This is a genomic window from Nostoc sp. DedVER02, assembly GCF_034530675.2.
GTDB lineage: Bacteria > Cyanobacteriota > Cyanobacteriia > Cyanobacteriales > Nostocaceae > Nostoc.
The window spans coordinates 276,704-297,160 of the sequence record NZ_JAVRCP020000002.1 but is presented as its reverse complement, the minus strand read 5'-3'; the positions used below and the strand labels follow the sequence as shown (position 1 = coordinate 297,160).

The 20,457-nt window shown below is 40.2% G+C and carries 19 protein-coding genes; 8 read left to right on the top strand and 11 right to left on the bottom strand.

The window, feature by feature from the left end; all coding sequences use genetic code 11:
- Positions 1–32: 32 nt before the first annotated feature.
- The 4 genes from RMZ41_RS05205 to RMZ41_RS05190 form a co-directional block, all read right to left on the bottom strand.
- Positions 33–446, bottom strand: a complete 414-nt coding sequence (locus tag RMZ41_RS05205; RefSeq protein ID WP_322640549.1) for a hypothetical protein — start codon at positions 444–446, stop codon at positions 33–35.
- A 51-nt stretch (positions 447–497) separates the two neighbouring features.
- Positions 498–1,484, bottom strand: coding sequence for a protein translocase subunit SecF (gene secF / locus RMZ41_RS05200; RefSeq protein WP_322640548.1), 987 nt, complete (start codon positions 1,482–1,484; stop codon positions 498–500).
- The gene (gene secD, locus RMZ41_RS05195) at positions 1,481–2,893 is read right to left on the bottom strand and encodes a protein translocase subunit SecD (protein ID WP_322640647.1); all 1,413 of its coding nucleotides are present in this window, start codon (positions 2,891–2,893) and stop codon (positions 1,481–1,483) included. Before secD ends, secF begins: the two co-directional genes overlap by 4 nt.
- Before the next feature lie 189 nt (positions 2,894–3,082).
- Entirely contained in the window at positions 3,083–4,066 is a 984-nt protein-coding gene (locus RMZ41_RS05190) for an alpha-ketoacid dehydrogenase subunit beta (RefSeq protein WP_012410204.1), read from the bottom strand.
- 536 nt (positions 4,067–4,602) lie between these two features.
- Between RMZ41_RS05190 and RMZ41_RS05185 the strand changes: the two genes are divergently transcribed.
- The 5 genes from RMZ41_RS05185 to RMZ41_RS05165 all read left to right on the top strand — a co-directional run bounded on the left by RMZ41_RS05185 (position 4,603) and on the right by RMZ41_RS05165 (position 10,667).
- Positions 4,603–5,937 (top strand): response regulator, encoded by a 1,335-nt coding sequence (locus RMZ41_RS05185; protein ID WP_322640547.1) that lies wholly within the window; start codon positions 4,603–4,605, stop codon positions 5,935–5,937.
- 159 nt (positions 5,938–6,096) lie between these two features.
- A complete protein-coding gene (locus RMZ41_RS05180; RefSeq protein WP_322640546.1) occupies positions 6,097–7,248 on the top strand; it encodes an FIST signal transduction protein in 1,152 nt (383 codons plus the stop codon).
- A 6-nt stretch (positions 7,249–7,254) separates the two neighbouring features.
- Positions 7,255–8,304, top strand: a complete 1,050-nt coding sequence (locus RMZ41_RS05175) for a sensor histidine kinase (protein ID WP_322640545.1) — start codon at positions 7,255–7,257, stop codon at positions 8,302–8,304.
- Between the two features lie 365 nt (positions 8,305–8,669).
- Entirely contained in the window at positions 8,670–9,212 is a 543-nt protein-coding gene (locus RMZ41_RS05170; RefSeq protein ID WP_322640544.1) for a methanogen output domain 1-containing protein, read from the top strand.
- An 84-nt stretch (positions 9,213–9,296) separates the two neighbouring features.
- Entirely contained in the window at positions 9,297–10,667 is a 1,371-nt protein-coding gene (locus RMZ41_RS05165) for an ATP-binding protein (protein WP_322640543.1), read from the top strand.
- A 114-nt stretch (positions 10,668–10,781) separates the two neighbouring features.
- Here the strand turns inward: RMZ41_RS05165 and RMZ41_RS05160 are convergent, their stop codons facing one another.
- The gene (locus RMZ41_RS05160; RefSeq protein ID WP_322640542.1) at positions 10,782–12,383 is read right to left on the bottom strand and encodes an NAD(P)H-quinone oxidoreductase subunit N; all 1,602 of its coding nucleotides are present in this window, start codon (positions 12,381–12,383) and stop codon (positions 10,782–10,784) included.
- A gap of 3 nt (positions 12,384–12,386) precedes the next feature.
- Here RMZ41_RS05160 and RMZ41_RS05155 point away from each other — a divergent pair, with 3 nt between their 5' ends.
- Entirely contained in the window at positions 12,387–12,614 is a 228-nt protein-coding gene (locus tag RMZ41_RS05155; RefSeq protein WP_409874734.1) for a hypothetical protein, read from the top strand.
- Between the two features lie 178 nt (positions 12,615–12,792).
- Here RMZ41_RS05155 and RMZ41_RS05150 read toward each other — a convergent pair whose 3' ends face one another.
- Both RMZ41_RS05150 and RMZ41_RS05145 read right to left on the bottom strand, forming a co-directional pair.
- Positions 12,793–13,854, bottom strand: a complete 1,062-nt coding sequence (locus RMZ41_RS05150) for a hypothetical protein (RefSeq protein WP_322640540.1) — start codon at positions 13,852–13,854, stop codon at positions 12,793–12,795.
- A gap of 120 nt (positions 13,855–13,974) precedes the next feature.
- Positions 13,975–14,946 (bottom strand): GTP-binding protein, encoded by a 972-nt coding sequence (locus RMZ41_RS05145; protein WP_322640539.1) that lies wholly within the window; start codon positions 14,944–14,946, stop codon positions 13,975–13,977.
- Between the two features lie 304 nt (positions 14,947–15,250).
- On the opposite strand from RMZ41_RS05145, the gene RMZ41_RS05140 reads away from it, so the two are divergent.
- Both RMZ41_RS05140 and RMZ41_RS05135 read left to right on the top strand, forming a co-directional pair.
- Positions 15,251–15,709, top strand: coding sequence for a MarR family winged helix-turn-helix transcriptional regulator (locus tag RMZ41_RS05140; protein WP_322640538.1), 459 nt, complete (start codon positions 15,251–15,253; stop codon positions 15,707–15,709).
- 52 nt (positions 15,710–15,761) lie between these two features.
- Positions 15,762–17,099 (top strand): SCP2 sterol-binding domain-containing protein, encoded by a 1,338-nt coding sequence (locus tag RMZ41_RS05135; RefSeq protein WP_322640537.1) that lies wholly within the window; start codon positions 15,762–15,764, stop codon positions 17,097–17,099.
- A 260-nt stretch (positions 17,100–17,359) separates the two neighbouring features.
- Here RMZ41_RS05135 and RMZ41_RS05130 read toward each other — a convergent pair whose 3' ends face one another.
- From RMZ41_RS05130 to RMZ41_RS05115, 4 genes are all read right to left on the bottom strand, one after another.
- Positions 17,360–17,578 carry a hypothetical protein gene (locus tag RMZ41_RS05130; protein ID WP_322640536.1) on the bottom strand — a complete coding sequence of 73 codons (219 nt, stop codon included), beginning with the start codon at positions 17,576–17,578 and terminating at the stop codon, positions 17,360–17,362.
- A gap of 101 nt (positions 17,579–17,679) precedes the next feature.
- On the bottom strand, positions 17,680–18,591 hold the full coding sequence (locus RMZ41_RS05125; protein WP_322640535.1) for an alpha/beta hydrolase: 912 nt from the start codon (positions 18,589–18,591) through the stop codon (positions 17,680–17,682).
- A 95-nt stretch (positions 18,592–18,686) separates the two neighbouring features.
- Positions 18,687–19,127, bottom strand: a complete 441-nt coding sequence (locus tag RMZ41_RS05120; RefSeq protein WP_322640534.1) for a SufE family protein — start codon at positions 19,125–19,127, stop codon at positions 18,687–18,689.
- Positions 19,128–19,505: 378 nt separating this feature from the next.
- The gene (locus RMZ41_RS05115) at positions 19,506–20,018 is read right to left on the bottom strand and encodes an RNA-binding protein (RefSeq protein ID WP_322640533.1); all 513 of its coding nucleotides are present in this window, start codon (positions 20,016–20,018) and stop codon (positions 19,506–19,508) included.
- Between the last annotated feature and the right edge of the window lie 439 nt (positions 20,019–20,457).

Sequence of the window (20,457 nt, the reverse complement as noted above, 5' to 3'; positions counted from 1 at the left end):
GTCCCTTGCTATACATGCAACGAGAAAAAAAATTATTGACAAACCCACTTCCATAGAGGGTGAGTTGGCCCCTGTTGACGTATCCGATAAACTTGTTTTTCTAAACGCTGTTTTTCCGGCTTTGGTATTCCAAATAAAATATTCCGACTTTGCCAAACCAAAACAGAGGCAGTCATCCCAATACAAAAGGCCAAACCGAAGGTAGACAGTGGATGATAGAAAAGTCCATATCGCACCGCTACCCAGGTAAAATATTGTTGCCACAGAGAAATTTCTGCACGTAGACCCCACAAGCTAACAGGTGCAATGGTGAGCCACAAAAAAGCGACAAACAGCCATCTGCCATATACTGTAAGTCTGTGTAGCCTTTGTACTTGTTGAATAAAAGGTGCGTCAGAGTTCTCAAATTCTGGGTTAGAGATTAATGGTTCTTCAGGTTGATCCATAGAAGAATAAAATTCCAAAGCATGAGTGAGCAATTTAAAATGCACACAAGTTTAACTATCCTGAGAACTGGCAGATGTATCAATCGGATCTATGCTTTCTACCACTTGGGATTGATCTCTTTCTCGCCACCAAGTAAGGAGAGTACTGGCGATGAAAATACTCGAATAAGCTCCCATTGTGAAGCCAATAATCAAAGCTAGGGAAAAGTTTCTCAGTGTTTCTCCGCCAAATAGAAAGATCGCAGTTAATGTCAGCAGTACTGTTAAGGTAGTGTTGATGGATCTTGTCAGAGTTTGGTTAACGGCATCATCTACAATTTCGGCAATTGGGCGTTCAGGATTAGTTTTAATGGTTTCCCGAATGCGATCGTAAATCACCACTGTGTCGTTGACTGAGAATCCTGTGATGGTAAGTAAGGCAACGATAAAAAGGCTATCTACTTCAATGCCCGCTACCAAACCCAAAATTGAAAAAGCACCTACTGTGATCAAGATATCGTGAAATAGGGCAACGATCGCAAACACAGCATAATCTAACTGGAAGCGGAAGCTCATATAGATAGTAATACCGATGAAGGAAACTACCAGAGCTAATATTCCAGACCTTAAAAGTTCTTTTCCTAGCGTCGGGCCAACGGAGTCAATTTGATTTTTTTGCGGGTCAAAAACGCCAATTTCTTCGCTTAAAGCATTTTGCAACTTGGTGCGCTGATCGACACTCAAATCTTTTGTCCGAATTAGTACACCGTTTTCTGCACCATTTTCGGAGATCAGTTGGATGCTGCTATCACCTAGTCCCTGGGCTTTTGCAACTTCTCGGACGGCGTTGATATTAATTGGCTTGTCACAATTGCCGGGTTTAGTGCAATCTCGAACAAACTGTAACCTTGTACCACCAATAAAATCTAAACCGGGGCGTAAAGGAGAGTGGATATTGGGTTGTTGCCAAGAAATCACCATTGAGATGATCCCAGCAAGAATGATCGCAGCAGAAATAGCCCACCAAAGCGATCGCGATTTGTTAATACTTAGTTTCATCGAACCACCTCTGCCTTATTCGATGTTGGCAGGTTTGGACAAAAAAGTTCTGTTTTCCGCAAAGAATTAATTGAAATTGCTAAAAACAGCAATGTCCGACTACAAGTAATTGCGGTAAACATACTTACAGCCACCCCCAAAGCTAAGGTAAGAGCAAAACCTTTGACTAAACCAGACCCCAGCCAAAACAGAGCAGCACAAGCAATCCATGTAGTAACGTTGCTATCTAAAATACTAGAAAATGCTCGGTAAAAACCAGATTCTACAGAACGATACAGAGATTTTCCGGCTCGTAATTCTTCCCGCGTCCGTTCAAAAATTAGCACGTTGGCATCAACCGCCATCCCAATACTGAGGATAAAACCGGCAATTCCAGGCAAAGTTAGGGTGACACCCAATAAAGCAAAGGTTGACCAAGTTAAGAGGGAATAAATCACTAGTGACACATCCGCAATCAGTCCTGGTAGTCGATAGTAAACCACCATAAATATTAATACTAAAGTCAGACCACCAACCCCAGCATAAATACTGCTTTGAATACTATCTTTACCTAAAGTTGCTCCTACTGTCCGCCTTTCTGCGATTTCTACTGGTACGGGTAATGCACCACCACGTAGCTGTACACCCAAATTATTAGCTTCTTGTGCGGTAAACCGTCCTGTAATTACGGCAGAGCCACCAGTAATACCTGCGGCAGCAAATTCTATACCCACAGTAGGAGCGCTGATCAGTTCATTGTCTAGAAAAACACCAATACTCCGCCCAGTACCAGCAAGATTTTTCGTCAAATTGGCAAACAATTCACCACCCTTTTGGTCGAAACGAATGGTAACATGCCAATTGTTACCTTGAGTGGGTTCACCATAAGCATCCTTGAGGTATTTCCCACCTAGTGGTGGATTAGTGCTTTCAAACAATTCTGCGATCGCTTGATTACTTTTTTGCAAATCTTCTTGATTCTTAGCGATTGCTGCCTTATCAGTACTCTTTCTCAACTCTTCTTGTTTAACTTTCAAGTCGGCTCTAGATGCTTGAAAAGCAAACAGTTGAGTTTCTGTATTCGGCTTTTGGGTACGAAATTCTAACTGCGCTGTTCCACCTAGCACCCGTTCAGCTTGCTCTGGATCGTTAACCCCTGGCAATTGTACCAATATTTTATCTGTACCGACTGTTTGGATTACTGGCTCAGAAACACCTAGACCATTAATCCGACCTTCGACAACTTTCTTTACACCTTCCAATTCTCGTTCGGTGATTTTGGGAATTTCTGCTGATGGTTTTACCTGAATTGTTAGCTGTGAACCTCCCCGCAAGTCCAGTCCCAGGGGTATGGGAATTGTCGCAATCACCGTAAACGCGGCGATTATCAGGACTAAAATCAAAATTAATAGCGATCGCTGTCTTTGCATACCATAACTCGCAACTGACAAAGGCTATAATAGCGCTCTTTTGAGGAGTTAGGGCATTGGGCATTGGGCATTGGGCATTGGGCATTGGGAATTAGGAATTGGGAATTGGGAATTGGGGACTGGGAATGGGGTATTCTCCTTGTCCCCCTGCTCCCTGCCCCCTGCTCCCTGCTCCCCAGTCCCCAATCCTTAGACTCGCAACGCCACCATTTTTTCCACAGCTTCCACGATTTGCTCTGGTTGGATGATTGTTAGTCGTTCCAGATTGCCGTTGTAAGGCGTGGGAATATCTTGGGAAGAAAGCCGCAGTACTGGCGCATCTAATTCATCGAATAAGCGATCATTTATTGAGGCGATGACTTCTGCTCCAATACCCGCAGTTCGCATAGATTCTTCCACAACAATTACTTTATGGGTTTTACGTACTGATGCACCAATTGTATCAAAATCTAATGGCTTGAGGGATATTAAATCAATAACTTCTGGATCGTAACCTTGTTTTTCAAGTGTTTTTACCGCTTGCAGTACATGATGCCGCATCCGAGAGTAAGTGATAATTGTGACATCTTTTCCTTGACGCACAACTTCGGCTTTATCTAGGGGTAGTAAATATTCTTCTTCTGGTAAATCTTCTTTCAAGTTGTAAAGTAAAACGTGTTCAAAAAACAACACGGGGTTATCATCCCGGATTGCGGACTTTAGTAGTCCTTTGGCATTTCTTGGTGTCGAACAGGCAACAATTTTCAACCCTGGCACAGCTTGGAAGTAGGTTTCTAATCGTTGGGAATGTTCTGCACCCAGCTGCCTTCCTACACCTCCAGGGCCGCGAATTACCATCGGAATTTTAAAGTTACCGCCAGAGGTATAACGCAGCATTCCAGCATTGTTGGATATTTGGTTGAACGCGAGCAATAAAAAGCCCATATTCATGCCTTCGATGATCGGACGTAACCCAGTCATGGCTGCTCCTACTGCCATACCAGTGAAGCTATTTTCGGCAATGGGGGTATCTAGAATGCGGAGTTCGCCATATTTTTGGTACAGGTCTTTGGTAACTTTGTAGGAACCGCCATAGTGTCCGACATCTTCACCGAGAACAAATACGCTGGAGTCACGCGCCATTTCTTCATCAATGGCTTCCCGTAAGGCGTTAAAGAATAATGTTTCTGCCATTTAGACCTTTTAGTACGATTATGGTTTTAGAATTTTATCGTGCTGCTGTCGCAAATACGGTGAGCGATCGCACTAGTTAGAGATTGGTTTTTTAAACGAACCGCTCAAGCATAGAGCAGCTATATTAATTTAGATTTTAGAGGTTTTATGAGCGATCGCCTCACCCTCTAGCAAATGCAACCGATTTATCTACGTAATAATATTTATAAGTTTTGTATAAATAATTAAAATTAAAAGATACTAAATAATTTTTAGCAAAGAGAGAATATTAGTACGTTCTGGATCGGGTTTTGCTGACACTCGGTAATCTTATTGTGTGCAGATTTGTAGTTGATGTCTATGGTGTAGCGATCGCTCCCGTAGTCGCATAGAGCAATTTAGCGTGAGAATGTTGCTGTCATCAGAGTTTTTGGGAACTATAGGATTGTCAGAGGATAAATTTGTCAACTCAGTCTGCGAAAAAAAGTAGAGGTGACTTAGCTGCGATCGCAGAGCAATAGTAAATAATAAGCAAGGAGTTAGCTTAATTTAAATACATGAATTACAAGCCATATCTACAAATGCTTAATCTTCCAGAAGATAGTTTAATCTTAGTGGTGGATGATACTACTACCAATTTAGAAATTGTCTTTAATATATTAACTAACGTTGGCTTCAAAGTCGCTACAGAAAATGATGGGAATAGGGCACTTAAGCAGGCTGAAGAACAACTACCTGATTTAATTTTATTAGATGTAATGATGCCGGGAATAGATGGATTTGAAACTTGTAAAATGCTGAAAGAAAATTCAGCTACCTGTGATATTCCGGTAATTTTTATGACAGCTAATTCTGATACTGATAGTAAGGTAAAAGGTCTAAATATAGGTGCGGTTGATTACATTACTAAACCCTTTCATGAAGAAGAACTACTCGCTAGAATTAAAACCCATCTGCAATTACGAAATCTTACAAAAACTTTAGAGAAACGAGTTGTAGAAAGGACAGCAGCGTTGTCTAAGGCATTAAAAGACCTACAAGAGTCTCAACTTCAGCTTGTGCAGACAGAAAAAATGTCTGCCCTTGGTCAATTAGTAGCAGGAGTTGCTCATGAAATTAATAATCCAGTTGGTTTCATTCATGGCAATCTCGGACATGCTTCAGTATATTTCCAAGATATGGTTAATATTATTAACCTCTATCAGCAGCATTATCCTAATCCGGTTCCAGAAATTCAAGAAGAAATTGCAGCAATAGATTTGAAGTATATGCTTTCCGATCTACCTAACTTAATTTCTTCAATGAAAGAGGGTGTTCAGCGCATTCGTAATATTAGTACTAGTTTGAGAATATTTTCTCGCGCAGATAGCGATCGCAAAGTTTTTTGCAATATTCATGATGGCATTGACAGCACAATTATGATTCTCAAACACCGCTTAAAAGCATCTGAGGATAGACCCGATATTGAAATCATTAGAGATTATGATAATTTACCAGATATAGAATGCTTCATCGGACAACTGAATCAGGTATTTATGAATTTATTAGCTAATGCTATTGATGCTTTAGAAGAGTCTAATATAGGACGGACTTATATTGAAATTGAAGCAAATCCTAATCAAATTTTGATTCAGACTACTCTTACTGAAGACAATAATCATCTTTTAATTCAGATTAAAGATAATGGGGTAGGAATGTCGCCTGATGTCCAGCAAAAAATCTTTGACCACTTATTTACCACAAAGCCTGTGGGTCAAGGCACGGGATTAGGATTATCAATTGCTCGTCAAATTATTGTAGAAAAACATGGAGGAACCCTGGAGGTAAGTTCAACACTAGGGCAAGGTTCAAAGTTTATTATTAAACTCCCACTTCATTACCATACGAAGTAGTGCTATAGAAATATTAAAAATTCTTTTTGTCCATAGCTTGCTTGATATTAGCAGTAAGCTACCTAATATTTTCATCGGAATACACCCGCAAAATATCTCTGGGAATTTGGGAACTATAATTTTGTAGGAAAATCATTCTCACTCAATATAGATAAATTTATGTTTAAAACAGTAGTCGGTCATAGTAACGATCCAGATTCTCTATCAGCAGTTGAAGAGGTTCTTCAGCAATGTGTCAGTTCCCTTGCAGGAGATATACCAAAAGCTGGGATTCTTTTTTCTGCGATTGACTTTGAGCATTCTCTGATTTTGCAGAAAATTCATCAGGCTTTTCCGGGGATTGAGTTGATTGGTGGAACAACAGATGGAGAAATTTCTTCAGTCTTAGAGTTTCAGCAAGACTCAATCACTTTAATGTTGTTTTGTTCAGATGAAGTAGAAATTTATGCAGGAGTTGGATGCAAAGTTTCAGGCGATCCAATTGCTGTAACTAGACAAGCTGTAGAGCAAGCCAAGGCAAAAAGTACCGCAACTCCAAAGCTATGTTTAACTCATCCAGAGAGCCTTACAACTAGTGGTGTATCTATATTGAATGGCTTAAAATTAGCTCTTGGTCAAGATGTACCGATATTCGGTGGTTTAGCAGGCGATCAATCCAGATATCAAAATACATATCAATTTTTTCAAGCAGAAGTATTAAGTGATTCAGTACCAATTTTGCTTTTTTCGGGCACAATATTATTTTCTCATGGTGTTGCAAGTGGTTGGTATCCCATCGGTCAAACAAGCCAAGTGACTAAGGTAGATAAGAATATAGTCTATGAAATAGATGGTAAGCCAGCTTTAGATTTTTATCATCATTATTTAGGTTCACTTCCTCCTTCAATGGAATATCCTCTAGCAGTATTTGATCGGAATGAAGGCAATTTTTATATAAGAGCGCCTATTGCTTACAATCAGGAATCTGGTAGCATCACCTTTTTTGCAGATATTCCCGACCAAGCTGTAATTCAAATTGCAGAAGCAGGGTATGAAAATATTTTGTCAGCTTCTAAATCATCATTCATGAATGCCTTGGATAATTATCCAGGTGCAGAACCAAGTGCCGTTTTATTTTTTTCATGTGTCGCTCGTCGGCAAATACTTGGTACGAGAGCAAAAGAAGAGTACCAAAATACGAAACTCTGTCTGACCCACCATTTACCTGGTTGTGGATTTTATTCTTATGGAGAAATTGCTCCTATAGATCGAATTAGCCAGACACAATTTCACAATGAAACATTTGTAACTTTAATTTTGGGAACTCGGTAAAAGCTGATGGAATTTGTAGATTACCAAAAAGAAATTAAAGAGCTAAAAAAAGCGAATAGAATTCTCCAAAAGCAATTAGATCGTTCTGAGGCAGACCGAGTAAAACTAGAAGAAACAAATGAAAAAAAAGAATATTTGCTTAGAAAAGTTATTGCCGAATTAAAGGAATATCAAAACAACTTAGAAGAAAGAAGCCATGAACTAGAAATGATGCTTCTTAATATTCAGATAATGCACAATAAAATGTCTAGTTTAGGAAGTCTAGTCGCGGATGTAGCTCATGAAATTAACAATCCAGTTGGCTTTATCGCAGGTAATCTAACTCCCGCTCAAGAGTATATTCATAGTTTGTTACATCTGATTGACCTCTATCAGGAAACTTATCCTCAAGCATCCCAAAAAATTCAAGAAACAATCAAGTTAATGGATATAGAGTATGTGCGTGAGGATTTACCTAAGCTTATTTTATCAATGAAAGAAGGCACCGATCGCATATCTAATATTAGCAATAGCTTGCGAACTTTCTCTAGAGCAGATACAGAACAAAAAGTTCTATTTAATATTCATGAAGGTATTGACAATACTCTTCTTATTCTCAAGCACCGTTTGAAAGAGAATAAGACTCGTCCTGCTATTCAAATAGTTAAAAACTATAGTGATCTTCCTCCTTTACCATGCTTTCCAGGACAACTAAATCAGGTATTTATGAATATCCTGGCAAATGCAGTTGATGCTTTAGAAGAGTCTAATGCTGGATTAAGTTTTGATGAAATTAAGAAAACTCCTAATCAAATTATAATTCATACTATCATTGCAAAAACTGAAGATAAAAATTATCTATTGATTAAGATTCAAGATAATGGTGTAGGAATATCGGCTGATGTTCAACAAAAAATGTTTGGTCATTTATTCACAACCAAACCTGTGGGTAAAGGAACAGGTTTAGGATTATCAATTGCTTATCAAATAATTGTTCAAAAACATAGAGGAACTCTAGAAGTAAAATCTACACTAGGAAAAGGTTCTGAGTTTATCATCAGCATTCCTCTCTCTTAAAATAGTAAATCTATCAAGTTTTCAAATTAATTTGAGTTAAAACAAATGTTCATATTTCATTAAGTGATAACTAACCTTTCAAATAAATAAGATTATGTTATGTAAAATATAAAAATTTTATCTTGATTGTAAGCAAACTGATTTATTTGCAAGGTGAGAATAGGATGTAAGCTAAAAGATACTTTGCAAGACTGGAAACTGTCGCAACGACAAGATTCATAAATAAGATTGATAAATTGTGATCGTCATCACATTAAAAATATAAGCAAGCACTAAATTCCCTAAAGAAAGATATCAAGTAGTTACTTTATGGTGATTTTGGGGAACTCTATAACTGTAGTTTCAAGATTGTGTCCTCAAAATTTATGACAAATATACTTAATAATTCGATAGCTACGCTTAATCTTTCTTTAGAACGCGATATATTTTTACGTACATTAATCAGAGAATTATCTGGCACTTTGCAGGATGTAGTTGGTTTAGAAGAAGCTTCTGGATTTATTAGTGTAGTTGGTGAAAGGATGGCTAAACAGCTTGACCAAGATTACAAATCTGCTCTGGAAGTCTCCAAACTTTCTCGTAAGCAAGTCGCTGATGTCTTGATTGATTTAAAAAAACGAATCCAAGGCGATTTTTATGTAATTGAGGAGGATGATGAAAAAATTGTCTTTGGCAACCGCGTCTGCCCATTTGCCGAAAAAGTGCTTAATCGCCCTGCCATGTGTATGATGACTTCAAATGTATTTGGGACGATCGCAGCTAACAACCTGGGATATGCGAAAGTAGAATTGCAAGAAACCATAGCACAAGGTGCTTCTAGATGTAGAGTTATTGTTTATTTAAAACTTACAGAAGAGGCAGAAGAGGCAGAAGGTCGAGAATACTTTAGGGGACTAGAATCTGTGTAAACTCTTCATCACTAAACTAACCGTATGGTACAAGCTTGAGTGCAGATATGTAAATTAGAATCGAACCCTGAAATTGGAAGCCCTATGACTCCTGAACAATTTCTTGAATTTGCCAGAGTTTTACCAGAACCTTTACTCCTGGTAAGTGGAGAAGGTCAGTTGTTAGCTGCCAATCAACCATTAGCAGATATGCTGGGCTTACGCCGTCAGGAAATACGGGGAAAAATGCTCTTTGAACTTGTAACTCAGTCTACTGACGATGTTGTAAAGTACCTGCAAGCTTGTTCATGTAGTAGAGCAATGGTGATTGGCTCCTTAACCTTACGAAAGAATGATGGACAAACCCTAATATGTCGTAGCCAAGGAGCCGTTATTCAACCTTGGTCTCCTGAATCCTCAGCTTTAATTCTCTTACGTTTAGAAAATAGAACTTTGGCTAGCAGTAATTTTGTTCTTCTAAATGAGAAAATCGATGAGTTAGCAAAAGAAGTTCAAAGACGTAAACAAGCGGAGGAAGCGCTCTGGGAAGCAAATCAAGAGTTAGAAATTCGGGTTGAGGAACGTACAACTGCTTTACAAGAAACACTAAACGAACTACAACTGACCCAAACTCAGCTTATCCAAGCTGAGAAAATGTCTAGTTTAGGTCAGATGGTCGCTGGTATTGCCCATGAGATAAATAACCCAGTGAGTTTTATTCATGGGAACCTTCATCATGCCCATAAATATACTGATGATTTACTGAAATTGGTGCAAATTTATCAACAATTTTGTCCAAATACTCCTCCAGAAATCCAACAGGAATTAGAAGAAATAGACTTAGATTTTCTGATTCAAGATATAACTAAACTTTTCCAGTCAATGACAGTGGGAACAGAGAGAATTCAGGAAATTGTTAAATCACTACGCAACTTTTCTAGACTCGATGAAGCAGAGCTTAAAACAGTTGATATTCACGAAGGAATTGATAGTGCTTTAATGATTTTGGAGCATCGACTCCAAGCTAGGCATGAGTACCCAGAAATCAAAGTCATTAAAAAATATAGTCAACTTCCCAATATAACTTGCTATCCTGGTCAACTTAACCAAGTGTTTATGAATATTCTTGCTAATGCCATCGATGCACTGGAGGCGCTGGCGGTCAATTCACAAACAAATGACAATCAAAGGCTGAACAATAATAATCGCCAAATTCAAATCAAAACTGAAGTGGTCGATGACAAATGGATAACGGTTAGTATCGCTGATAATGGTTTAGGAATAGATGAGCAAATCCGCTCAAAGGTATTCGATCCGTTTTTCACTACTAAACCAGTGGGTAAAGGCACGGGACTAGGGCTATCTGTAAGCTATCAAATTATAGTTGAAAAACATGGCGGACAACTTAGCTGTTTTTCTATTCCAGGAGAAGGCGCGGAATTTGTTATCAAGATACCTCTTAACTCAGTTTCTTGAAGGAGATAAACGGCAGTTTTCCTCCAACAATAACTTAATAACTTGTATGACAAACGCCTGTCTGCTAATTAGCAAACAGGCGTGATTGTGATTAAAAAGTTGGGTTGAACTCGGTTAAATCTTAGCGGTAGAATCAACTGAGGGTTGAGACTGACTAACCGAATCTAACTTTGGCAGCAGTAGATTTTGTGCTTCTACATTACTGTTGATTGTTGCTTGCAAAAATGGGCTATTGGAGATGGAATTATTCGCCAATGTAAACAGGGGATTTGACAAAATCCCTGCTAAAGAAGTGGCAATTAATGTGATTACCAACCCGACTTGCAAAGGTCTTAGTCCAGGCAAATCCCAACGCACTTGTGGATAATTCTTCACTGCGTCAGACATTTCATGAGGTTCTTTTACTACCATCATCTTAACTACGCGAATGTAGTAGTAGATGGAGACGACGGTGGTAACTAAGCCCAGCAAGACTAACCAATAAAGTCCTGCTTGCCAACCAGCCCAGAATAAGTAAATTTTGCCGAAAAACCCAGCCAATGGTGGAATACCACCCAAGGAAAGCAGGGCAATACTCAAACCCAGTGTTAAGAGTGGGTCTTTTTGATATAAGCCGGAGTATTCGGCAATCTGGTCGGTTCCTGTCCGCAGTGAGAACAGGATGATGCAGGTAAAGCCACACAGGTTCATGAATAAGTAAACCAGTAGGTAAAATATCATACTGGCATACCCGGCTTGTGTCCCAGCAATCAAGCCAATCATCACAAACCCAGCTTGGGCAATGGATGAATAAGCTAGCATCCGTTTCATGCTGGTTTGGGCTAGGGCGACTACGTTACCCAAAATCATGCTGAGAACGGCTAAAGCTGTGAAGACAAATCTCCACTCGTCTGCAACAAGGGGAAAGGCTGTTGTTAGTAAGCGGATGGCTAGGGCAAACCCGGCTGCTTTGGAACCAACAGATAAAAAGGCGATGACTGGGGTGGGAGCGCCTTCGTAAACGTCTGGTGTCCACTGGTGGAAGGGTGCGGCGGAGATTTTGAAACCAATACCTGCGATCGCAAAAACTAAGGCAATCACTAAACCTAAAGATTGTCCCACTTTCGCTGTGGCAATACCATTAGCGATCGCACTTAATTCAGTTTGTCCTCCAGATAGTCCATACAGCAGTGATACACCGTACAAAAATACTGCTGTACTGGAAGCTCCAATTAACAAGTATTTCAGCGCCGCTTCATTGGAGCGAGGATCGCGCTTGGTATAACCTGTCAGCAAATAAGAGGAAATACTCAGGGTTTCTAGGGAGATGAAAATCATCACCAACTCACTAGCCCCGGATAGAAACATCCCTCCTAAAGTAGCACTCAGCAAAATAGCGATGAATTCAGCTAAAGGAGTAGCGCTTTGCTCGACGTAGCGAATTGACATCAGTATCGTCACAGCCGCAGACAAGGCAATGATGCCGCGAAAGACGATACTCAGATCATCACTATTAAAACCACCGGTAAAAGAGATGGGATTAGGATTGTCCCATTGAAAATATAGGGCGACAATGGAAGCAAATAAACCTGCGATCGCTAGATATCCAATCCAACGTGCGGATGTACGCCCCAAAATCAAATCAACAATCAAAACCCCCAAGAGGGTGAGAATAACAATCCCCTCTGGTAAAATCGTTCCAGCGTTTAACTGGGATGCAATATTAGCAAAATCCATGATATGTATAGGTTTTGGCGATTAGACATTAAGGCTAACTCTGTTCACTCTAGCAAGTTTTCTAATCCCCAGACTAGCTGTTTGAACAAGAGCTTAACAGCTTGGGTGCAGATTGCGATTGCCTACGGCACGCTACGCGATCGCTCCAACTTCACTAGCTTACCAGCAGGTTTCTCACTATTTAAGGATTCACCTAAAAAATTTCCTACTTGTTTTTCAGGCGTAACCTAAATTAAATAATGATGCCGCGGCTGCGTTCGCGTAGCGTGCCGTAGGCATTCGCTATCTATAAAAAGCTCATTAATAATTAATAAGGGCACAGCAATGCTGTGCCCCTGCAAGATTCATCAATTTACACAGAAATACCTTTGGTGATACAGCATAACCAATAAATTGCCGAGGTTCAACTTTAGCTACGCCCGAACCCTTGACCCCGTAAAACCTTTGACCAAATAACTAATTCACCTTGATCGCCACCTGCGGCTAGGAACTTACCTTGGGGATGCCAAGCTAGGCTAGAAAAGCCTCCTGAGACACCTGTGATAATTTGAGATACTTCCTTGGCTTGGTTCCACAAACACAACCAGCCATCAGCAGCAGCAGAAGCGAGAAGGAAGCTTTTAGGTGCAAAGGCGATCGCATTAACCACACCCACATGATTTGTTAATACTCGTGCTTCCCAACCTAAATTATCATCCTCTAGCTTTTCCCACACCACAATACCTTCAACACTAGAAGATGCCAGTATTGGCGCACCTACTTTAGTGGTAGCTTCTGACCATGCCAATTGGCGAATTTTACCAGGGAAGCCACGCATTACCCAAGGGTCGGGATTATTCCATTCCAAAACGGTAACACTACGATCCATGTTGCCAGATGCAAGTAATTTACCATCAGGCGACCAAGCCATAGCTAAACTGACAGTAGTCATATCTAGGCTGTATGGTTCTTCATCCCAGTTTTGACTGTGCCAAATCTTGACTCCCTTGTAACCACCAATGGCTAAATATTGTCCGTCAATGCGCCAATCTATACCCAATACTGAAGAGTTGTCGAAATTCAGCGTCACGACAATTTCATGAGTATCTGCATCCCAAACTTGCACGTAACGCCCCAAACTAAAAGCCAGTTGGTTACTGGTGTAATTCCAAGCTAGCTTGTCAACCCATGCGGGAGCATTTTCTAACGTGGCGATTAATTCAGTATCGCGCCAAATTTTCACCTGTCCATCTTGTCCGCCAACAGCTAAAAATTTCCCATCTGGTGAAAATGCAAGACAGTCTACTGATTTACCGTTACTAGTTTGTAAAGTTGTCAGTTCGCCATCATTCCATAGAACGACTTCACCAGCGGCGGAAGTTGCTGCTAAAGTTTTACCTTGTGGTGACCAAGCGATCGCAGTTACATAATCTGAAAGTGTCCCCGAATAGTGTTGTTCAAATTCCTTAGATTTGCTGGTTGTGGTGTTCATAGTAATTGGGTACTGGGAATTAGGGACTGGGGACTAGGGACTGGGAACTAAGGACTCGAAACTAGGGAGTGAATTTTTCCCAATCCCCAATACCCAATCTCCAGTCCCCAATTCCCTAACTTATGCTAGACAGGTAAGAAAATCTTCCTTGAGTTTGGCTGCATCAAGGTTGCGACCGATGAATACTAGTTCATTTTTAGGGGTTTCGCTTGGTTTCCAGGGGCGATCGGGTTTACCATCGAATATCATGTGTACTCCTTGGAATACAAATCGATTTTCTTCTCCAGCAATATTTAAAATGCCTTTCATCCGAAAAATATCTGGGCCTTGGGTACGCAATAATTCAGAAAGCCAAGCGTTTAATTTTTCTCCATCCACTGCACCTGCTTCTACTAAAGCCACAGAAAACACAGTTTCATCGTGTACATGGGCATCTTCGCCTAAGAAATCTGGATCGATCTCTAATGCGCGGTCTAAATCAAAGGCTTGTACGCCTAATAAAGCATCCATTCCTAGTTCAGAATTTTGGGTACGGTAGATTTTTGCGATCGCATTCATCGCCCGAATCCGTTTTTCTAATTCATTTAACTCTTCTGGCGCTACTAAATCTGTTTTATTAAGTAAAATTACATCGGCAAAAGCAATCTGTTCTTGGGCTTCGTCTGCATCCCAGTGCTGCCAAATATGCTTGGCATCTACTACTGTCACCACTGCATCTAAAGACAATTGGCTTTGCAAATCTTCATCCACAAAAAATGTCTGAATCACTGGTGCAGGGTCAGCTAATCCAGTTGTTTCAATTACTAAATGGTCAAATTTATCGCGCCGCTTCATTAAATTGCCAATGATGCGAATTAAATCACCGCGCACTGTACAACAAATACAGCCATTATTCATTTCAAATATTTCTTCATCTGCATCGATAATCAATTGATTATCAATACCCACTTCCCCAAATTCATTAACAATCACAGCAACTTTTTTGCCGTGTTCGTAGGTGAGGATGTGATTGAGTAGAGTCGTTTTACCTGCTCCCAAATAGCCTGTAAGAACAGTAACGGGAACTGAATTATTGATTACGTCAGCCACCATACTCTAAATTCCTCTTGTCTCACCTTATGGATAATCATTATCGCCTATGATAATTGTTTTTATTTTTTTTGTGCGAACTTGGCGCAGACGTATGTAGCCATCTTTAGTGAATCAACCGTAGGTGAACGGCAAAACGTCAAAGAGCTAGTGTAAAAGTCATTTTCTGTACAATTTGCCCCGATATTTCTAGCTTTTATCGGCAGTTCATCAATGTTCGGGGATTATTAATTTTATTTCTAGCATAAACGCTTAGATCGTCGTCTTAGTGCTTGACAGGATATTTAAGTGTATATACACTTATTTTATGGAAGACCAAACTACTCAATTAACTCTACTTAAAAAAGTTGCAGCTACCTGTACCTGTTTTAATCTCCGCAAAGCATCTCGTACAGTTACGCAACTTTTTGATGAGATTTTGCAACCAAGTGGGGTTTTGGCTAACCAATTCACCTTGCTGACTGCAATAAACTTATCTGGCTCAGTAACAATCACGCGCCTAGCTCAAGAATTAGTTATGGATCGAACCACTCTGACACGTAACCTCAAACCACTAGAAAAGCAGGGGTTGCTCCAGATTCAGCCAGGACAGGATCAACGGATGCGGGTGATCAGTTTAACAGATAAAGGACAAGCCGCTTTGGCCAAAGCTTTACCTCTATGGGAGGTAGCCCAAACTCGTGTATTAGAACAATTAGGGCAAGAACGATGGAGTACTTTGTTATCAGGTTTGTCCGATACTGTATCCTTGCTGCATAAAGGCTAATTTTTTTCTCGAAAAGGTGTATATACACATATTTATTAATTAGGAAACCTGTATGTCTAAATTTGACGATCATCCAACTGTCAGACAGTATCGCGAGCAAAGCACTATCGATGATTCCACCGTCGCTTCTCCTTTAGATGCTGATTGGCTACGTAGTCTGTGCTTGGAGCTAGGAGCGGATGATGTTGGCTTTGTAGAGATCGATCGCCCAGAGATTGCTGCTCAACGCCAGGATATTCTTGTAGCTTTTCCACCGACGAAGACACTAGTTAGTTTCGTGTGTCGCATGAATCGGGAGAATGTTCGTAGTTTAGAGCGATCGGTTGCCAACGTGGAATTTCACACTACAGGCGATGAAGTCAACCAAATTGCTCGTGAGATTGTTGCTACCCTTGAACAAAAAGGAATTCGAGCTTTAAATCCAGCAATGGGTTTTCCAATGGAAATGGATCGCTTTCCGGGGAAAAGTTGGGTTGTTTCCCACAAACCTGTAGCTGTAGCCGCAGGTTTAGGTCACATGGGGATTCACCGCAACGTTATTCATCCCAAATTTGGCAACTTTATTTTACTAGGGACGATTTTGATCGAAGCTGAAGTAACTAAATATAACAGACCAATTGACTATAACCCCTGCCTGGAGTGCAAATTATGTGTAGTAGCTTGTCCAGTGGGAGCTATTGGTAGTGATGGACATTTCAACTTCTCAGCTTGTTACACTCACAATTATCGAGAGTTTATGGGAGGATTCACCGATTGGGTAGAAGATATTGCCGAAAGTAAAAGTGCCCATGACTACCGTCAAAAAGTGAATGATTCGGAATCAGCATCAATGTGGCAGAGTCTTGCTTTCAAATCAAACTATAAAGCCGCTTATTGTCTAGCTGCTTGTCCAGCTGGGGAAGATGTAATTGGTCAATTTTTGAGGAATAAGAAAGGCTTTGTTAAAGAAGTAGTCCAACCCTTACAAGATAAAGAAGAAACTATTTATGTTGTTCCAGGTTCCGATGCCCAAGACTACGTAGCGAGAAGATTTCCACACAAAAAAGTTAAGCAAGTTAGCAACAGCCTTCGCCCTAATTCTATTCAAGGGTTTCTTTCCGGGTTGCCTCTGGTATTTCAAAGGAATCAATCAGTAGGACTGGATGCTATTTACCACTTCACATTCACTGGAAAGGAAGAATGTCAGGCGACAGTCATAATAAAAGATAAGACAATTCAGGTGGAAAATAGTCATATTGGAACAGCCAATATTCACATTTCTGCCGACAGCTACACCTGGCTTCAGTTTCTAGCCAAGGAACAGAATATTGTTTGGGCGCTAATCAGGAGGAAGATCCGCGTTCGAGGATCGTTACGTTTACTTCAGGCTTTTGGAAAATGTTTTCCCTGATGAATTACTGTAATCGAATATTTACAAAATTTTTTTCAGGGTTTGTAGGAAGCACTTTAGTAGTTAAAAAATAATGCCTGAACTTCTAACTACGAAATAACTTACTAATCCAATAAAACGGCGGACTTTGCTTGTGTAGCCGCGACTTCTAGTCGCCCAAAACTTTTCAAACATCTCTTTAACTCGACTTTATCCATTTTTACGAAGTCCAAAACCTGACGCTGAAACCCTTGTAGGAGAATAGTTTTAGTTTGTAGACTTCATCCAGAATCAGTGATATAGAAAAAGTATTTGCCAAAAAAGCAGGGTTTTGCCGAATTAAGAAAGCCGAAGATAAAAGCAGCAAAACTAATAAAGGCAATAGCTATAAATATTGAAGAATATTTCCCTCTACTGCGGTTACTCAAATTAAGTCCAGGGAAAATAGTCCAGTAACTATCGGCAATGGCAACTCCTTGCTTCTCTAACCAGGTTCTCACTTCTCCTTCTCCACTCTCAGTCACAAATCACAAACGAGAAGCGCTATGTGATAATAATGAGCGCAAACAAGAAAATTATACTTTGATGGATAAGTGAAGATTTAATTTAATCGGGAAAACAAAAAATCTTCAACTACTTCTAAAACAACTGCTGGGTATTCTTCATGCAGTCCCAGAGAACCAGGTATGACAACGCTTCTCACTCCCGGTAAGGCTACCAAAGCGTTCATTTCTTCTCGTGATTTGGGAGGGCTAGATTCCCCAATTACTACCATAAGCGGTACAGTTAAAGACTGTACAAGTTCCAGAAAATCTGATTGTTCATGTACAGCATCAAGATTACCAGTTACAAAGGCCGCAGATGCAAATCGCGCTCCTGGTTGTTGAGTCGTGTGCCACTTCTTCTCAATGAAACTGGGTGTAATTTTAGCCGCGTCAGTAAAGACATGACGGCGGTACATGAAACTTAAGAAAGATGGGGTAGTGTTGAGTTTGTAGAGAACTTGTCCAAGTATAGGCGATCGCACTAATCCTCTCACAAAGCCAGCTACTTGCTGATTTGCCCCCATTGTTGGTAAAGGGCCACGCCAAGTAGGAGCTAACAATACAATTTTTGAGAAAGCAGCCGATTTCACAGCTAATTTTAAAACGTAACTAGCAGCATGACCAGCCGCGATCGCAGTAATCGGAGTATTAAAAATAGCTTTGACAAAATCTTCCAAAAAGTGCTGATATATTTCCGGTCGGTAATCCAAGCTAGGGCGAGAAGATTCACCAAATCCAGGCCAATCTATAGCTACAACTTGAAAATTGGGAGCTAGTAACTTGGCAAGTTCGCCTACTTCTAAACGTGTCGAAACACTGCTGAAAGATGGTAATAGCAATAGCGGTGAACCTTTACCAAGGGTTTCATAAACAACGCGCAATTGCTGATTTTCCCAGTTCCAGAGATATTCTTGAACCACTCCACCAAAACCAGCAGCAGCAGGGGTAGATAATAAATTTGTTGACATGAGACTAAATTTTGGTAATTATTAAGTTATTTGTCCTTTGTCAGTTGTCATTTGTCCTTTGCAAATGACCAATGACAAATGACCAATGACCAAGTTTAGTTAGGCAAATCTAACTTACATTCCAATGCTTTTTTTTGCATTGTTTTAAAAATGTTGTAAAATCCATTAGCGCGGGATGGCGTGAGACTAACGTTTAAGCCTGTTTCTTGAATAAAATCTGGGGTAAGTTGGACAATCTCAGTTGGCGTTAGTCCCTGTAATCCTTCAACTAAAAGCCCTACTAATCCTTTGGTTAACTGGGAATCAGACTCACCCTGAAACACAACTTTACCGTCATCCAAGGCTGCTGTAATATAAACTTGCGACACGCAACCAGGAACTTTATTTTCGGGTAATTTCTCAGCTTCTGGGAACTCATTGAGCTTCTGAGCATACCAGATTAGCTGTTCGTAGCGCCGCTTCGGTTCGGAAGCGCGTTGAAAGCGCTGGACAATTTTAGCAAGCGCAGGTGGCAAAGAATCTAGAGTTGAGGACATAACAGAAGCTGCAAACGATCGGTCTTACTTGAGTGTAGATTATCTTCAGAGCTATCGCGCCTTTGATTCTTTTGGCAGTATGAAGCTAGCCATTACTGACTGTAACTTGTTAAATCCAGATATTCCTGCGTAGGTGCAGCCCAAACTAGGCATCGCATTCATTTTCAGTCAGGCTTTTAATGTACCTAACTACAAAAAATTAATTTTTTATAAGCAGCTTTTAGCAGTAACTCTATAGAAATTAGGTTGTATCAATATGTACTTACAAAAATAGCTGCAAGTAGCTTTTAACTAAGCAGCTAGGTGATAGCCAACAATTAAAAATTAAAAATCAAAAAAATTCTGACTTTTAATTTTTAATTTCTCTCCTTATAGGGATTAATTTGTAGTTTGTGCAGCTAGCATCTGCTTCAGCTTTTCTAATTCCGAAGCCCAACGAGGATCTGGACGAATAGCGTCTGAATCGGTAGTTGTTGTTGTGCTGTTTTCGCGAGAACCTCCGCCACCACCGCCACGACGGGGCTTTTTAGAGCTTTTCTCCCGACGGCTACCTTCTCTACCTTCTCTATTAACGGCAGGAGTGGGCGTACTACCAGCCTGAACTGGTTTAGGAGCTTGTTCGTCGCCCTCTTCACCCTTTGTCCGAGGTAATGCCTTTTCTAGCTTAATGGCAGTGTCTTTAAACATCTGACCATTATATTTTTCAATGATTTCGTCAGCTTGTTCGTCATTGTTGACGGTAAGAAAACCGAAACCACGACATTTGCCAGTTTTGCGGTCTTTAATTAATTTAGTAGTTACAGCTTCACCTTCTGCTGCAAAAACTGCTTGTAAATCTTGACGATCGATTTCTTCTTTAGGCAAATTACCTATATATAGGCGAACGGACATGAACTATACCTCCAGAGTTAAATGAACATGGCAAGGCGAGAAAACAATCACTTGGCTTTGGCTTTTAATTTAAATAGATGCTATTGACCAAGACTGCCATCAACCAATTTTTTGCTCGAAACTGTCAACCTATACAATACAGTTTTTCGTCGGGATCAAGCTTGTTTAATCTAAAGGCCCACACAATGGTGAGCTAATAACACCTTAATTCTAAGAATTGTAAATTTAATAGCCTATTGCCTGCTAAAGTACACGCTTTCTTCCATGCCTTTTTCGCAGAATCAAATACCATTCCTTACATTACCACGGTATTTTCTACGTAGCTAGTTTAGCGCATACATTTCTAACGTTAGTATTACTGTATCGTAACATAAAACACATTTTTTTATTCAAGGGAGCATATTTTTAAACAAAAACCAGCCGATGGCTGGTTGATTTC

Excerpts from the sequence above, each read along its gene's own strand:
- RMZ41_RS05205 (WP_322640549.1), bottom strand. The coding sequence starts at position 446 with ATGGATCAACCTGAAGAACCATTAATCTCTAACCCAGAATTTGAGAAC.
- secF (WP_322640548.1), bottom strand. The coding sequence starts at position 1,484 with ATGAAACTAAGTATTAACAAATCGCGATCGCTTTGGTGGGCTATTTCT.
- secD (WP_322640647.1), bottom strand. The coding sequence starts at position 2,893 with ATGCAAAGACAGCGATCGCTATTAATTTTGATTTTAGTCCTGATAATC.
- RMZ41_RS05190 (WP_012410204.1), bottom strand. The coding sequence starts at position 4,066 with ATGGCAGAAACATTATTCTTTAACGCCTTACGGGAAGCCATTGATGAA.
- RMZ41_RS05185 (WP_322640547.1), top strand. The coding sequence starts at position 4,603 with ATGAATTACAAGCCATATCTACAAATGCTTAATCTTCCAGAAGATAGT.
- RMZ41_RS05180 (WP_322640546.1), top strand. The coding sequence starts at position 6,097 with ATGTTTAAAACAGTAGTCGGTCATAGTAACGATCCAGATTCTCTATCA.
- RMZ41_RS05175 (WP_322640545.1), top strand. The coding sequence starts at position 7,255 with ATGGAATTTGTAGATTACCAAAAAGAAATTAAAGAGCTAAAAAAAGCG.
- RMZ41_RS05170 (WP_322640544.1), top strand. The coding sequence starts at position 8,670 with ATGACAAATATACTTAATAATTCGATAGCTACGCTTAATCTTTCTTTA.
- RMZ41_RS05165 (WP_322640543.1), top strand. The coding sequence starts at position 9,297 with ATGACTCCTGAACAATTTCTTGAATTTGCCAGAGTTTTACCAGAACCT.
- RMZ41_RS05160 (WP_322640542.1), bottom strand. The coding sequence starts at position 12,383 with ATGGATTTTGCTAATATTGCATCCCAGTTAAACGCTGGAACGATTTTA.
- RMZ41_RS05155 (WP_409874734.1), top strand. The coding sequence starts at position 12,387 with ATGTATAGGTTTTGGCGATTAGACATTAAGGCTAACTCTGTTCACTCT.
- RMZ41_RS05150 (WP_322640540.1), bottom strand. The coding sequence starts at position 13,854 with ATGAACACCACAACCAGCAAATCTAAGGAATTTGAACAACACTATTCG.
- RMZ41_RS05145 (WP_322640539.1), bottom strand. The coding sequence starts at position 14,946 with ATGGTGGCTGACGTAATCAATAATTCAGTTCCCGTTACTGTTCTTACA.
- RMZ41_RS05140 (WP_322640538.1), top strand. The coding sequence starts at position 15,251 with ATGGAAGACCAAACTACTCAATTAACTCTACTTAAAAAAGTTGCAGCT.
- RMZ41_RS05135 (WP_322640537.1), top strand. The coding sequence starts at position 15,762 with ATGTCTAAATTTGACGATCATCCAACTGTCAGACAGTATCGCGAGCAA.
- RMZ41_RS05125 (WP_322640535.1), bottom strand. The coding sequence starts at position 18,591 with ATGTCAACAAATTTATTATCTACCCCTGCTGCTGCTGGTTTTGGTGGA.
- RMZ41_RS05120 (WP_322640534.1), bottom strand. The coding sequence starts at position 19,127 with ATGTCCTCAACTCTAGATTCTTTGCCACCTGCGCTTGCTAAAATTGTC.
- RMZ41_RS05115 (WP_322640533.1), bottom strand. The coding sequence starts at position 20,018 with ATGTCCGTTCGCCTATATATAGGTAATTTGCCTAAAGAAGAAATCGAT.